Origin of the sequence: Bergeyella porcorum, from assembly GCF_042427575.1 — a bacterium.
GTDB lineage: Bacteria > Bacteroidota > Bacteroidia > Flavobacteriales > Weeksellaceae > Bergeyella > Bergeyella porcorum.
This window is the reverse complement of sequence record NZ_JBHMFD010000012.1, coordinates 41,321-55,334: the sequence shown is the minus strand read 5'-3', so window position 1 is coordinate 55,334 and position 14,014 is coordinate 41,321. Positions and strand designations below refer to the sequence as shown.

11 protein-coding genes and 3 tRNA genes are annotated in these 14,014 nt (G+C 38.1%); 4 read left to right on the top strand and 10 right to left on the bottom strand.

All coding sequences use genetic code 11. The features are described from left to right. Nucleotides 1–25 precede the first annotated feature (25 nt). The 6 genes from ACFFUE_RS06790 to ACFFUE_RS06765 form a co-directional block, all read right to left on the bottom strand. Nucleotides 26–1,336, bottom strand: coding sequence for a GldM family protein (locus ACFFUE_RS06790; RefSeq protein WP_376833831.1), 1,311 nt, complete (start codon nt 1,334–1,336; stop codon nt 26–28). Nucleotides 1,337–1,385: 49 nt separating this feature from the next. Beyond that, nucleotides 1,386–2,066 (bottom strand): type IX secretion system motor protein PorL/GldL, encoded by a 681-nt coding sequence (gene porL / locus ACFFUE_RS06785; RefSeq protein ID WP_376833829.1) that lies wholly within the window; start codon nt 2,064–2,066, stop codon nt 1,386–1,388. 39 nt (nt 2,067–2,105) lie between these two features. Next, on the bottom strand, nt 2,106–3,518 hold the full coding sequence (gene porK / locus ACFFUE_RS06780; RefSeq protein ID WP_376833827.1) for a T9SS ring complex lipoprotein PorK/GldK: 1,413 nt from the start codon (nt 3,516–3,518) through the stop codon (nt 2,106–2,108). 108 nt (nt 3,519–3,626) lie between these two features. Continuing rightward, nucleotides 3,627–5,480 (bottom strand): glutamine--fructose-6-phosphate transaminase (isomerizing), encoded by a 1,854-nt coding sequence (gene glmS / locus ACFFUE_RS06775; RefSeq protein ID WP_376833825.1) that lies wholly within the window; start codon nt 5,478–5,480, stop codon nt 3,627–3,629. A 28-nt stretch (nt 5,481–5,508) separates the two neighbouring features. After that, entirely contained in the window at nt 5,509–7,056 is a 1,548-nt protein-coding gene (locus ACFFUE_RS06770; RefSeq protein WP_376833823.1) for a DUF4270 domain-containing protein, read from the bottom strand. 24 nt (nt 7,057–7,080) lie between these two features. Beyond that, nucleotides 7,081–7,851: a glycogen/starch synthase gene (locus ACFFUE_RS06765; RefSeq protein ID WP_376833821.1), complete on the bottom strand. Its 771-nt coding sequence runs from the start codon at nt 7,849–7,851 to the stop codon at nt 7,081–7,083. 169 nt (nt 7,852–8,020) lie between these two features. On the opposite strand from ACFFUE_RS06765, the gene panC reads away from it, so the two are divergent. Next, nucleotides 8,021–8,869, top strand: a complete 849-nt coding sequence (gene panC, locus ACFFUE_RS06760; RefSeq protein ID WP_376833819.1) for a pantoate--beta-alanine ligase — start codon at nt 8,021–8,023, stop codon at nt 8,867–8,869. A gap of 96 nt (nt 8,870–8,965) precedes the next feature. Here panC and ACFFUE_RS06755 read toward each other — a convergent pair. The 3 genes from ACFFUE_RS06755 to ACFFUE_RS06745 form a co-directional block, all read right to left on the bottom strand. After that, nucleotides 8,966–9,038: transfer RNA gene (locus ACFFUE_RS06755), tRNA-Lys, on the bottom strand. 35 nt (nt 9,039–9,073) lie between these two features. Further along, nucleotides 9,074–9,157: transfer RNA gene (locus ACFFUE_RS06750), tRNA-Leu, on the bottom strand. A 25-nt stretch (nt 9,158–9,182) separates the two neighbouring features. Continuing rightward, nucleotides 9,183–9,255: transfer RNA gene (locus tag ACFFUE_RS06745), tRNA-Lys, on the bottom strand. 100 nt (nt 9,256–9,355) lie between these two features. Between ACFFUE_RS06745 and ACFFUE_RS06740 the strand changes: the two genes are divergently transcribed. Then, nucleotides 9,356–9,874 carry a shikimate kinase gene (locus tag ACFFUE_RS06740; RefSeq protein ID WP_376833817.1) on the top strand — a complete coding sequence of 173 codons (519 nt, stop codon included), beginning with the start codon at nt 9,356–9,358 and terminating at the stop codon, nt 9,872–9,874. On the opposite strand, the gene ACFFUE_RS06735 is transcribed toward ACFFUE_RS06740, so the two are convergent. Next, on the bottom strand, nt 9,849–10,292 hold the full coding sequence (locus ACFFUE_RS06735) for an Hsp15 family ribosome-associated heat shock protein (protein WP_376833815.1): 444 nt from the start codon (nt 10,290–10,292) through the stop codon (nt 9,849–9,851). The genes ACFFUE_RS06740 and ACFFUE_RS06735 overlap by 26 nt on opposite strands. Nucleotides 10,293–10,332: 40 nt before the next feature. On the opposite strand from ACFFUE_RS06735, the gene ACFFUE_RS06730 reads away from it, so the two are divergent. Both ACFFUE_RS06730 and ACFFUE_RS06725 read left to right on the top strand, forming a co-directional pair. Further along, nucleotides 10,333–11,046, top strand: coding sequence for a hypothetical protein (locus tag ACFFUE_RS06730; RefSeq protein WP_376833813.1), 714 nt, complete (start codon nt 10,333–10,335; stop codon nt 11,044–11,046). Between the two features lie 142 nt (nt 11,047–11,188). Next, entirely contained in the window at nt 11,189–14,011 is a 2,823-nt protein-coding gene (locus ACFFUE_RS06725; protein ID WP_376833811.1) for a zinc-dependent metalloprotease, read from the top strand. The last annotated feature ends 3 nt before the right edge of the window (nt 14,012–14,014 follow it).

Below are 14,014 nucleotides of genomic sequence, written 5' to 3'. Positions count from 1 at the left end.
CAAATTAATTGATTGTTTTGAACTCTTAATTGGTCACATTAATGGTAACATTACTTGGCGTTTTAGGGATGCTATTCCCCATTCCCGTTGCTGTAACTTCAATATCCATAATGGTTACTTTATCTCCTGCTCTAAGGTTGGTAAACAAATGTGCTACTTCACTCAATGAGCTACCATTCACAAATGCTGTAGGCTTACCTGGTACTTTAACCTTGAAACCTGTAACCGTAAAGCTCACTGGATATACAAATCCTGGCATATCAACACTCACCGTCTGATGCTGGATAGAGCTTGCAGGCATTGCCACAGCACTCTTTCCTCTCACGGTTGCCACCACTGGCGGTAATTTTTTCACCATAAACTTGGTAGATTTTCCGCCTACGGTAAGGGTTACTTCATCTACAGGCCCTGGCGTTACCGTCCATTTTCCGCCTCCACCAGAAACTGTAGCTCCAGAAGCTAAAATTTTAGTAGAAGCTGTAGCTCCATCGATATTCACTGGATTTGGGAAGCCTTGATAAAGTACCGTTCCAGAAGTAATTGTAGCGGTATGGTCTTCCTTATGGTCTTCTGTGTGGGTTGAATTAGAAATCATAGGTGGATTTGCTTTCGGTGTTTCCGTTATGAGGGTTGCATTAGGGTCTGCAATAACACTTTTCCCTTGCAGATAAACCGATAATACATCCGACTGAATATTTCTCACCTCGGTTTCCAAAATTTCCAAATTTGACAATGCTGCCACCATCGGCTGATTGTAAAACTTGTGTACCAACCAATTTTTGCCATTCTTTTTCTTAGCGTATTCGGTTATTAAGTTTTGCTTGGCTCTTGCTACAACATTTTCAAAATTTTCTTTCCCTTCAAATTTTCCTACGATATGGGTACGAAGGGCGTTGATTTTATCCATTAATGCTTTTGCCTCTGCAGAAGGTCTATTTTCTTCCCCTGCTTGGAAAAATACATTAGTTGCTGGTTCTGAATTATTAAGACGATTATAATCAAAATCGGTTTCACTGTATTTAAAACCAGATATTTCAATCATCTTCTTTTTCAAATTTTCAATTTCAATCACCAAATCATCTCCTGCTTGTCTTAGCTCTGTATAATTTTCGTAAGACTCTCGATCTTCTGGTGAGTTTTGTGCTTTCTCTGCTAGATTAGCTTCAAAGACTTTGTTCTTTGCATCGGTAAGACTTCTTGTCTCACTCAGCGTTATATGGGTATCATAGAATGATCTTACGATTTCTTGGTCGATTTGCATTGACAACATCGCAATAAAGACCAAATACATCAGGTTGATCATTTTCTGACGCGGTGTCTGTTTTCCTTGTGCCATTTTAATTTAGATTTAAATCGTTTAACTTTAAAATTTAATGGTTTGGAAATTAAGACTTCATTGCATTAAGCATACCGCCATATACTCTGTTTAGATTATTAAGATTAGCCGTTAATCCATTCAATTCTTGATTGAATTTTTCTGATTGCTCTGCAGATTTTTGTAAATCTTCTACATATTTCTGATGGTATTCTGACTGTTGCTTACCGTGTGCCAACTGAAGAGCGTACAAGGCATTCATACTTTCAAGGTGGCTGGCTGCTAATGTCAACTGATCATTGTATTTCTGAGTCGCAACGGAAACATCAGTAGCGGAATTAATGCTTTCTACGGAGTTAGAAAACTTATCCATTCCCTCTCTCAATCTTTCAAAAAGGCTAGCATCTAACTTGGCATCTGCTAACATTTTATCCAATTTCTGAGAAAGAGAAACTTCTAAATCGGTAGTTTCTACCACTTTTGCAACAGATTTTCTTTGTTTTGGCTCTGCATCCACATCCAATAACTCTGGATATACATTTTCCCAAGCGTAATTAACTTCAGATTTTGGTGGATCGAAGGCAAATACACAGAAAATCAAAGCCTCTGTGATAAGTCCTACTGCCAACATCAGATTACCTGTAATAGGGCCAAAACTCCAGTGAGTTAATTTGAATAAAGCTCCTATGATTACAACTGCCGCTCCTATGGAATATATAAAATTATAAATGGCGTCTTTTGACTTGAACATAATATTTTCTTTTTAGATTAAAATGTATAATTTGTGTTTTTATTTTGTTTTTCTCTTATATTTTGCTGAACCTTCTGGGATATCTTGTACCGTTCTGAAGCCAATATAACTTCTTGCAGAATCTTTTCTTTCCCAATCTCTAGCTCCTGTCATCAATAGGTAGCCTACATCTTTCCAAGAGCCACCACGTACGGTTTTTCTAACTTCTCTGTACGCTTGATTGGATAAATTAGGATTTAATGTAGAAGAGAACTGATAAGTAGCATTGTTGTAAGGTGATTCTGTCCACTCTGCTACATTACCTGCCATATCATACAATCCATAATCATTTTTAGGAAATTTCTTCACAGGAGCGGTATAGGTGTAAGTTCCTTTCTTTTCATCCTCAATGTAGTTACCTCTCTTAGGTTTAAAGTTTGCCAGATAACATCCTCTATCATCCATCAAATAAGGACCTCCCCAAGGATAGGTTGCATTTTGTCTTCCTCCTCGTGCTGCATATTCCCACTCAGCTTCTGTAGGCAGACGGAATGCCATTGGTTTTTGTTTTCTTTTCTTCAAACTTTCGTTATAATCAGATTTTAACTTGGTTTTAAAGTTACAATATGCTCTCGCTTGGTCCCAAGTTACCCCCACTACTGGATAGTTTTTATAGGCAGAATGCCAAAAATAACCATCATAAAGAGGCTCGTTATAAGCATAGTTAAAATCTTTTACCCAAACAGTAGTATCGGGATAAATGGCAATACTTTCTTTTTTAAGATATTTTTCACCTCGGCTTTTATCTTTTACCGCAGATTCTATATCCTCCCACTGGTAAGCATATTTCAACTTACGAGAGTCTATAATTCTCTCATTGTTAATTCTTTCAGCTTTTGGTAAATACATAGATTCTAAAATTTCTGCGTATTGCACATCTGGATAATCGGAAGTATTCCAATGTAATGGCACGCTCCAATCCAATCTTTTAGAATCATCATAACCATCTCTACCTCCCTGAGATTCAAGATATTCTTGATAAGGGGTTGCATTATCTGCCTTTTTAGCAAGATACGCATAATCTGCAATACCTGTACCATTCCCCGTACCACCAGCATCACCTGCGGCTTCTGCCAATAGGGTTCTGGCAATAGAATCTCTTACATAGTTGATAAACTCACGGTACTGAGCATTGGTTACCTCTGTTTCATCCATAAAGAATGAAGAAACGGTAACGGTTTTAAGGGGTGCTTTTTCCGGCATATTGGTCATATCCTGATCTGCCAACCCCATTACGAAAGAACCTCCTGGAATGGCAACCATCCCATAAGGACGCTCTGCTACGAAGGATGATGCTTTCCCCTTTGGTATCAATTCTCCTTTGGAGCCAGGTTTCCCTGCAGATTTTGAACCTCCTCGAGAACAAGAGATTACAACCGATGCTGATAATAGTAAAAGAAAAATCTTTCTCATTATAGTACTAAAAAATTAAGCGGTAAATATATTATTTAATTTAAAAATAAAATCAATTTATCTTGCAAACGCAAAAACTTTGATATTATTTTACTCTGCGATAAAAAATTATTCTACAGTTACAGATTTTGCCAAATTTCTTGGTTGGTCTACATTGGCACCTCTATACACCGCAATATAATAAGACAACAATTGCAACGGAATAGCAGCCACCAACGGAGAGAAACATTCTGATGTATCTGGAATTTCAATCACGTGATCTGCCATAGACGCTACCTGCTCATCGCCTTTATTCACCACGGCAATCACCTGTCCTTTTCTAGCTTTAATTTCTTGTACATTGCTCACTACCTTATCATAATGACCTTTTTGTGGTGCGATAATTACAATAGGCATATTCTCATCAATCAAGGCGATAGGCCCGTGCTTCATCTCTGCTGCTGGATAACCTTCTGCGTGGATATAAGAAATTTCCTTTAACTTCAAAGCGCCTTCTAACGCAGATGGGTAATTGTACCCTCTTCCTAAATACAAGAAGTTGGTAGCATCTACATAATTTTTAGAAATTTCTTTTACTTTATCGTGGGTTTCATCTAATACTTCTTGAATTTTATTTGGTATCAATTCCAACTCCGTAATCAATTTCATAAATTCTTGATTGCTCAAGTTGCCATTATGCTTACCTAATTTCAGAGCAATAAGCGTAAGAATCGTAAGCTGAGCGGTAAATGCCTTGGTAGAAGCTACCCCTATCTCTGGCCCTGCGTGAGTATAAGACCCTGCATCTGTAATTCTTGCAATAGAAGAATCTACTACATTACAAATTCCGTAGATGAATGCCCCTCTTTCTTTGGCTAATTTCAAGGCTGCCATAGTATCAGCAGTTTCTCCAGATTGAGAAATTGCAATCACCACATCGCCTTTATTAATGATAGGATTTCTGTATCGGAATTCTGAAGCGTACTCTACCTCTACAGGGATTCTAGCAAACTCTTCGATAAGGTATTCCCCTATAAGACCTGCGTGCCAAGAGGTTCCACAAGCAATGATGATGATTCGTTTAGCATTGGTAAATTTCTCCAAGTGGTCCCAAATTCCTGCCATTTTAATGATTCCTTCATCTACTAAAAGACGCCCTCTCATTGTATCGTGGATAGATTTTGGTTGTTCAAAAATTTCTTTCAACATAAAGTGCTCATAGCCACCTTTTTCTATTTGTTCAAGGCTAAGCTTCAACTCTTGAACAGCTGGCACCACTTGGGAATTATCTACAATGGTTCTGATATCTACCCCATTCTCTAAAGAAATGGTTGCCATATGCCCCTCTTCCAAATAAATCGCCTCCTTGGTAAATTCCACAAAAGGAGAAGCATCTGATGCAATAAAATATTCTTTCTCTCCTAAACCAATAGCCAATGGAGAACCTAATCTCGCTACAACCAAAAGCCCTGGAAAGTCATCGTGCATTACAGTGATGGCATACGCTCCATAGACTTCGTTCAACGCATATCTTACTGCAGTAGGGAAGTCTATATCGCTCTGCGTATCCATAAAGTATTGGATCAGGTTTACCAAAACCTCTGTATCCGTCTCAGATTTAAAAGTATATCCTTTGCTTGTAAGCATCGTTTTTAGAGTATCATAGTTTTCAATGATACCATTATGCACCAATGCTACTTTACCATTATTTGAAAGATGAGGGTGAGAGTTGGTATCACTTGGCACCCCGTGCGTAGCCCATCTGGTATGCCCCATCCCTACATTGGCTTTTCCTTTCAGATTTTCTGAAATCGCTACAAGGTCATCTACTTTACCTTTCGTTTTCGCCACATTGAAATTTCTCTCCTCAGTATCTAATACAATCCCTGCACTATCATATCCTCTATATTCTAGCCTTCTGAGCCCATTGATAACGACATTGTAAGCGTCTTGAAATCCTGTATATCCTACAATTCCACACATAGTTTATTTTATTTGTATTTTTTGTTAATTATTTTGATGAATAAACAATATTAAGTTTTGCTCTATTTTCATTAGCAGCATCAGTTCCTACCAGCACTACTCTATTAGGAGTATAAGCTCTGGTGTTGTATGCTGGTCCTATCAATGCTGATAAATTGTTCTTGTTCACTTGAAACGCTCCTACTTCTAGCACTATATCTTGCATTGTGGTGGATTGTTCCACTGCATTTTTTATAGATTGAGTAATGGTAAAATCATAATACGATGGGTTTTCTGTAAGATTATAACCTTTAATCAAGTCTGTAATTCCGATGGCAGAAAACACACTCACATCACTCAAAAACTCTGATAGATTTTTACTCTTTGTGGTAGCATCATAGTGATAGTTTACAAAAGTAGATGGCTTTGCATAGCTATTATTCCAAACCGAAGTATCGGTAAACAATCTCACTTTTGCAGAAACAATTCCTATTTTATTATTTTTATACAATGTTCTGAGTTCTTCTATCGTAGCCTCTGGAATTTTAATCCCTACACTTGGGCCTCCCATTCCTTGAGCATAGATTTTAGCATCACCCGATTGATAATTAGGCGAGGTTAAATTTGCTACAGCCTCAGAAGGAGTCCCTGTTCTATCAAAAGTAATCTGATTGAAACGGGCATTCCCCGAGCCTAAAGTAAGGGTATATGAAGTAGGTTCCGCAGTAGTGGTACCATTAGAGGTAACATCCCTCTTATAATACACTACAATTTGGGTATCATTCGGGCTAAAATTGAATAGATATCCATCATTTTCTTGAACCGAAACTCTAATTCCTTTAAAGTAACGAATAAAGTTGGATACATCAGATAGCTCTGCCTGCCCTTGCTTGGCGATTAGTTTAGACTGAAAAAAATCTTTATCTAATGGAATTCTAATTCTGGCTTCTCTGGAAAGAAGATCTGTATTGTCTGATTTTTTGGTAATCTTCACACTACTCACCTTTGGAGCGATTGCTTTAGAGCCTAGCAAAGTGCTGTAATTCACAGATTGATTAGAATACACCTTGTCTGATGAAGAGCCTAAAAAATCATCTACCTCGTGGACATTGAGGGTCATTGTAGCATTAGCCTTACCATATCTAGAAATAGGATAAGTACTCACCACTTTTTTAGCTTCTACACTACCTACTGGATAAACATAGTTTTCATCGGTAGTTGTGGTAACAGAATCCGCTCTGTAAACGGGGTTAATTTCCAAGACTACAGAATCTACTACGGGATTGGTTCCAAAATCGGGGTTATAAGAAGATAATCTCACCTGAGAAACAAAATTGGACTTTTGCAATCCAAACTGAGATTCGTGGAACGCTCCCAAGGTAGCACTGGTAAGCTTTGCCGCATCGGTACGGATAGAATCTTGATTATTGACATTATAAGCGATGATATCAAAAGCTTTAGCAGTTCCCTCTGCCGCTATATTATCAAAAAACTGAGAACCAAGCTGATCTGCCTCAGACTCACAACTCCACAACAAAAAACTTCCAGCCAACAATAGTGCAGAAGTTTTGAAACAATTCTTAATATTTTTTATCATTGATTGTTATTAGAAATATAATAATTAGTAAACTGTATTAATGGAAGTAGCGTCTATAAAATCTGCCTTTTCCGTATTGGTTGCTTGGTAGGCTTTATCCATTTCGTCCATAAGAAACTCATCGCCTTTCACCACCACATCTACAAACGCCATACTATCTACTACAAGAGCATCCGATGTCAGTTTTTCAGTTACAGAGAGCCCTTCTACTTTATCAAACTTTAAAACCTCATCTAGTGTAGGTTCTAATGTTATATTTTCTTCGTTATAGATAGAAGAAACTATTTTGGTATCTTTAAAGTAGTAATCATTCTTATAATATGTCTTCAGATAGATAGGCACTAGAGCAGACATCCATCCGTTAAGGTGAATCACATCTGGAACCCAATTCAGCTTTTTGATGGTTTCTATCACTCCTCTCACAAAAAATACCGCACGCTCGCCATTATCTTCGTGGAAATTGCCTTCCTCATCTTTATAGTAGGATTTTCTTTTGAAGTATTCCTCATTGTCTATAAAATAAACTTGAAGTCTTTCTCCTGGCAAAGATGCCACCTTGATGATGAGTGGCTGATCCAAATCATTGATAATGATATTCATCCCCGATAGACGAATCACCTCGTGAAGCTGAAACTTTCGCTCGCTTATTGCCCCAAATCTTGGCATAAAAACCCTCACATCATTACCTTCCTGATGCATTTTCAGAGCCATTTTATTCACGGTCTCCGCCATATTACTTTCTTCCTGATAAGGAAACATCTCTGTAGTAATGTATAATATCTTTTGATTCGGCATAATTTTAACTGCTTTATTACGGATATAATTCTTTGCAAAATTACAAAAATTTACGCTAATAGAATGATATTAACAATTTTTATGATTACCCTCCTTAGATTTACCTTCCAAACTCTAAACCCACAGAGTAATTTTCACTAATTTTGCCTTTATATTAAACAGCAATATAATGAAAGTTTTAAACAGCAGGCAAGAATTGAGCCATTACATTGAGAGCATAAAAAAATCTAACAAAACCATTGGCTTTGCCCCTACAATGGGTGCTTTACACCAAGGACATCTCTCTCTTTACCAAGCCGCTAAAAAGGAAAACGACATCGTGATTTCCTCTATTTTTGTAAATCCCACTCAGTTTAACAACCCTGAAGATTTAGAAAAATATCCAAGAACTATAGAGGCTGATTTAAAAGCATTAGAAGAAAGCCAAACTGTGGATGCCGTATATCTTCCAGAGGTAAAAGACCTTTATCCCGATGGATTAAAAAGCCAAGCATACGATTTTGATGGCCTCGAAAAAGAAATGGAAGGCAAGTTTCGCCCTGGTCACTTTGATGGTGTAGGCACTGTGGTGGAAGAGTTATTCCATCAGGTAAAACCTGATAATGCCTATTTTGGAGAAAAAGATTTTCAGCAACTTGCCATCATCAAAAAAATGGTGGAGAAAAAGCAAATCCCCGTCAATATCATTGGAGCACCGATTCTAAGGGAACCACACGGATTGGCTATGAGCTCCCGAAACGAAAGACTTACTCCAGAGCAACGCCAAAACGCAAAAATCATCTACAAAACCCTGAAACAAGTAAACGATTGGTTCCGTGTCATCAGCATTCCTGAAATCCACGAAAGAGTGAATACCATCTTTGAAAACTCTAAAGATTTCGAATTGGAATACTTCACCATTGCCAATGAAAAAGACCTAAAAGAGACTGATTTTTTCTACAAAGACCAAAGCTATAGAGCCTTCATTGCTGTATTTGCAGGTCCCGTTCGCTTGATAGACAACATCCATCTGGACTAGCTTACAAAAAACCCAAAGACCTTCCAAAATGGAAGGCCTTTGAACACCAAATCACAAAATATTAATATGAAAAAAATTTACTTTTCAGCAAATTCGTGACTCGGCTGGGATTCGAACCCAGGACCCATACATTAAAAGTGTATTGCTCTACCAGCTGAGCTACCGAGTCTAAAATAATTATGGCTAATTATTCATCTTTTTCTGTGCCTGCGACTGGACTCGAACCAGCACATCCGAAAGGATACCACCCCCTCAAGATGGCGTGTCTACCAATTTCACCACACAGGCAGTATTACATCACTGTAATCTATTGTGACCTGGCTGGGATTCGAACCCAGGACCCATACATTAAAAGTGTATTGCTCTACCAGCTGAGCTACCAGGTCGGCCACTTCCTCCAGCGTTATCCGCTTCAAAAGTGGTGCAAAGATAAGGCTTTTTTTTATTTCTCAAAATTTTTTTAGACATTTGTATAAAAAAATTACAATGATTATTTCACTCTTAGGCTATATGGGCAGCGGCAAATCTCACATTTCCAAATTATTATCATCAAAATTAAATTTTAAATTAATTGACCTTGATAAGGAAATTATTAAGCGAAATAATTGTTCTATCTCTGAAATTTTTCAGAAAAAAGGTGAAATTTTCTTTCGAAAACAAGAAAGAGAAGCCCTGGAAGAGGTTTTAGCTACGGAACAAAACGCTATTTTGAGCTTAGGTGGAGGCACTCCTGTATATTATAATAATATGGATGTCATCAATCAGAATTCCATCAGTATTTATCTTTCCGCTAATATTCCTACGCTTACCCAGCGTCTCTACAAGCAAAAAGATAAACGCCCACTCATTGCCAATATCTCTGATGAAGCACTACCAGAGTTCATTGCCAAGCACCTTTTCGAAAGAAATCCTTTCTACCGAAAGGCTCAGTTTATGGTAAGCACTGATAAAAAAACACCTGAAGAAATAGTAGATGAGATTATTCATCTTCTTCCGATTCGCTGAAAAAGTCATTCCAATACTCTTCTTCGTTTACCTCATCATCTTGCTTAAAATCTTCTGATGAAACATAGTTTTCAATCTCACGGCGGTCTTTTTTGGTAGGTCTGCCCTCGCCTTTCATTCGGTAATAGCTTTGCTCCATTCTACGCATTTGTAGAATTTCGTATTGCTCTTTATCCGTCATATCCTTCACATAGAGTGGTACCAGCTTTGCCCCTACCCTACTTTTGGGAAGGTCTATCACTTTGATTTTATAATCGATTTGATTTTTTCTAATCTTAATTTCATCTCCTGCCTTCACTTCTTTAGAAGACTTTATCACTTGCCCACCGATAGATACTCTATTTTTTTTAATCTCCTCCGAAGCAATACTTCTGGTTTTATAAAACCGAATACTCCATAAAAATTTATCAATTCTCATAATTTTTTATACTTTTGTGACATCAAAAATAATCAATTAAATGAAAAAGGCACTAATATACCTCGCCGTTGCAGCGGTTTCTTTCACTTCTTGCCGTAAAGATGACACTTCTAGTACTACCATACAGGAAGTAAGCGACCTTACCACCCAAAACGCTAATGATGACAAAGCCATTGCTAAATATATGGATGAGCACTATCTGGATGCTTTGGGGAGAATCAAGGCTTTTAGCTCCACAGATGCTTCAGATGATGGGTATACCAAACTTTCTGACCTCAGCTATACCAAGTTGGAGTCTGGTGTTATCATCATTGTGAGAGATGGTGCACAACCAGAAAATGGCGTTACCATAGGAGAAACCGATATCATCAGACTGATGCATAAAAGCACAGCGTTCCTTTCTAATGAGAATAATGGCATTCAATATACTTCAGAGATTACTTTTGCTAATACCTTAGAATCTACGGGAGTGCCAGAGGTAGATCCTACCTATTACTACGCAAAGCCTACCACTATTACCAATAGCGGACAGAGCAGAGCTTATTTTGAAATAGAAGGACTACGCGAAGGGCTGTCTCATTTCAAGAGTTTTGACAAGGCAGATTCTGAAAACTACAATCTACAAGGGGTAATCATTGTACCATCTAGAGCGGCTTTTGCGAGAGATTCTCACTACCCTTATGCTAATATCGATTGGAGAAATAGAACATTTGTTTTCAACTTCCAAGTCTATAAGACCTCTGCAAGAGATTAATGTTTTTCATAAAGATGAACACAACCCGATAAAAATATCGGGTTTGTTTTGTTTCATCACCTTTCAAATATCATAATTTTCAACTTGACCCCCTCTTTATTTTTCCGTAACTTTGCAGAAAACAATATAAAATTAATATCTAATGACCAAGTTTTACAAGTTTTTTGCATTAGTAGCATTTTTTGCATTGCATTGGGCGTGGGGGCAAACCATAAACCTCAACCAAGCACTTTCTAAATTCTCCAATACAAAAAATGCAGATTGGACAGTAAACATTGATGGGAAACCTCTTCCCATTCAATGGCAAGAAAGGGTTAGTTCTTTCACAAAAAATGAAGGGATTCGTACTTTCGTAGGCTATTATAATAACACCTTAGTAGGAACTATTGCGATTCATCAAAAACAAGTTTTTGGTTCTATCACTTGGAACGGAGCAGAGTATCATATCGATACAGATAAAGATGTGGTAACCATCACCAAAGATGGAGACTCCCACCAATGTGGCACTTGTACGGGAGGGGTATGCGATATTTCTCATCATCAGACGGAAAAGGTTAAAAAACTACAGCAAGCTGCTGCACAAACGGTAGATGACCTCCCAGAGCTTTATTCAGATGGTATTTTGAGGGTCTATCGTTTAGCTTTGTTCATAGATTATGCTCAATATACCAGTTTTAATAGCAGTATTGATAGAGTAAAGACCTTCTGGGCATCAGCAGAAACATTCCTTAATGAGCTTTATCACAGAGATGCAGGGATTAGATTCGAGATCGTTAATGATGAACGCCTTATCATTACCGATTATAGCAATGAAGTCCATACCAGCAAAAATGTATATACGGTACTTGCCAATACCACCTCAGCTATCAATAGACTCATTGGAGCTAATGCCTATGATGCTGGACTGAGCATTCTTCCATACATTACAGGGGCTAGTGCAGGTGGTATGGCTGGGATGTATATGGTATATAGCCTCAGTAGTAAAGCCTATGCCTATGCCCGTCCTAATAACAGCACCATTGCACACGAACTGGGACACCTCTTTGGTACAGATCACACCTTCAGTACAGGGGGTATTTACACTATGAATACGGAACCTGGCTATGGACAATCTGTAATGGGCTATGACCTTCAGGCACCTAGAGATTATTTTTCTGCGGCTTCGCTTTATTACATCCGTATGGCAATGCTTAATGATTCAGACTATTACACGGATGAAGCCAGAACCACAAAAGTAGGCCCGGGCAATACAGAAAATGTGGTCTATGGTATCAATACTGGAAACCGTCCGCCTATACTAGATCGTTCCAAACTACAACCTTCTTATAGGCTTCCTAAAGGTACTTATTTTCAATTTAAACTCAAAGCCAATGACCCAGATGGTGATGCATTACTCTATACAGCTCACCAAGTAGATATCCGAAGACACGAAACCAGCAATGCTAAATTCAGATCTTCCAAACCATCTCCTAACAATCAGATTATTTTTGAGCCCATCTATACCGCAGGGCAATCCATCTTACCATTTTCTTACTTGGAAAAAGATTATCTAGGAAACTATCCTACGGGGTCTTTTACATTTTGGCTAGGAGTGAATGATGGAGGTGCAACAGCAGGAGATAGAAACCACGCTACCCGATATGATACCTACAAAACAGTAGTAAATTTCGAAGAAGGGACACCTTTTAGAATCACATCTCAGTTAAAGAAAAATTATAAAGCGGGAGAGAAAGTGACGCTACAATGGAGTGTGGACAGAAACTTCTTCCCTGAAGATACTAAAGTAAGAATCCTTCTTTCTGATGATTTAGGAGAAACTTACAAATATGTCTTGGCAGAAGCTACAGAGAATGATGGTGAGCATACCGTTACCATTCCACCCATTACCATTGGCGCCGCCACGTACAATAATATGTTTGTTTCTGGAAAAGGTGTTTTCAAAATAGAAGTCATAGACCATATTGCCCATACTATTTCTGAAAACTATCTTTTAAAACAGGTTGCTTTCCAAGTAGAAGCGTCTAGTATTACATTCAATAATTTACCTGAACAAAATATCACTGTTAAAGAAAATCAAATCCCTGCTAAAGCAGAGGTTACAGCAGTAGGTACTTGTGATGGTCAGTCTATCAATCTAGATTATACTGAAACAAAAACAGAGCAACTTATCACCAGAACCTGGAAGGCTAATGCTTGCAATGAAACGGCGGAGTTTACCCAATACATCTATGTAGAGAAAAATGTACAACCGCTTCAATTCGTAGAAAATCTACCTAAAGACACTTATATCCAATGTCTAAAAGACCTTACAGAGGCACCTACCCTTACCGTAACGGGAGGTACCCTGCCAAAGGTAACTTTTACACAAACTAAAATAAAAGGAGATTACGACCAGTATTCTTACCATAGACTTTGGACTGCAACAGATGAAGATGCGGCACCTATATCGCACTCTCAGACCCTCATTGTTCACGATAGTACCAAACCTATACTTTCTGATTACCCTCAGGATATGACAGTAAGAACACAGCAGGAAATCCCTACCCAAGCTACCCTTACCGCTACGGACAATTGTACTGAAAATGTAGAGGTGATTAAGTCTAGCAAATGGATTATGGAAGATGGGCTCATCAAAGCACAACACGAATGGTTTGCAAAAGATAATGCAGGAAATATAGGTTCTCATACCCAGACCATTACTGTAGATCCGCATTACCTTGCAACAACAGAAACTGCAAGTGAGAAAATCAACATCTATCCAAATCCTATCAAAGAGTTCTTTACCCTAAAATGGAAAGAAACTCCAAAACAGATTGTGGTATATGACCTTTCTGGAAAACTAATCAAAACATTGACTGCAAACAGCAATCAGCAATACTATGTTTCAGACTTACCAAAAGGCGTTTACATCCTAATGATAGAAGGAGCATCTGCTACACATCAGTTTAAAGTGATAAAGGAGTAACAA

Bases quoted from the DNA above. Each gene is read 5' to 3' on its own strand.
- ACFFUE_RS06790 (WP_376833831.1), bottom strand. From the start codon at position 1,336: ATGGCACAAGGAAAACAGACACCGCGTCAGAAAATGATCAACCTGATG.
- porL (WP_376833829.1), bottom strand. From the start codon at position 2,066: ATGTTCAAGTCAAAAGACGCCATTTATAATTTTATATATTCCATAGGA.
- porK (WP_376833827.1), bottom strand. From the start codon at position 3,518: ATGAGAAAGATTTTTCTTTTACTATTATCAGCATCGGTTGTAATCTCT.
- glmS (WP_376833825.1), bottom strand. From the start codon at position 5,480: ATGTGTGGAATTGTAGGATATACAGGATTTCAAGACGCTTACAATGTC.
- ACFFUE_RS06770 (WP_376833823.1), bottom strand. From the start codon at position 7,056: ATGATAAAAAATATTAAGAATTGTTTCAAAACTTCTGCACTATTGTTG.
- ACFFUE_RS06765 (WP_376833821.1), bottom strand. From the start codon at position 7,851: ATGCCGAATCAAAAGATATTATACATTACTACAGAGATGTTTCCTTAT.
- panC (WP_376833819.1), top strand. From the start codon at position 8,021: ATGAAAGTTTTAAACAGCAGGCAAGAATTGAGCCATTACATTGAGAGC.
- ACFFUE_RS06740 (WP_376833817.1), top strand. From the start codon at position 9,356: ATGATTATTTCACTCTTAGGCTATATGGGCAGCGGCAAATCTCACATT.
- ACFFUE_RS06735 (WP_376833815.1), bottom strand. From the start codon at position 10,292: ATGAGAATTGATAAATTTTTATGGAGTATTCGGTTTTATAAAACCAGA.
- ACFFUE_RS06730 (WP_376833813.1), top strand. From the start codon at position 10,333: ATGAAAAAGGCACTAATATACCTCGCCGTTGCAGCGGTTTCTTTCACT.
- ACFFUE_RS06725 (WP_376833811.1), top strand. From the start codon at position 11,189: ATGACCAAGTTTTACAAGTTTTTTGCATTAGTAGCATTTTTTGCATTG.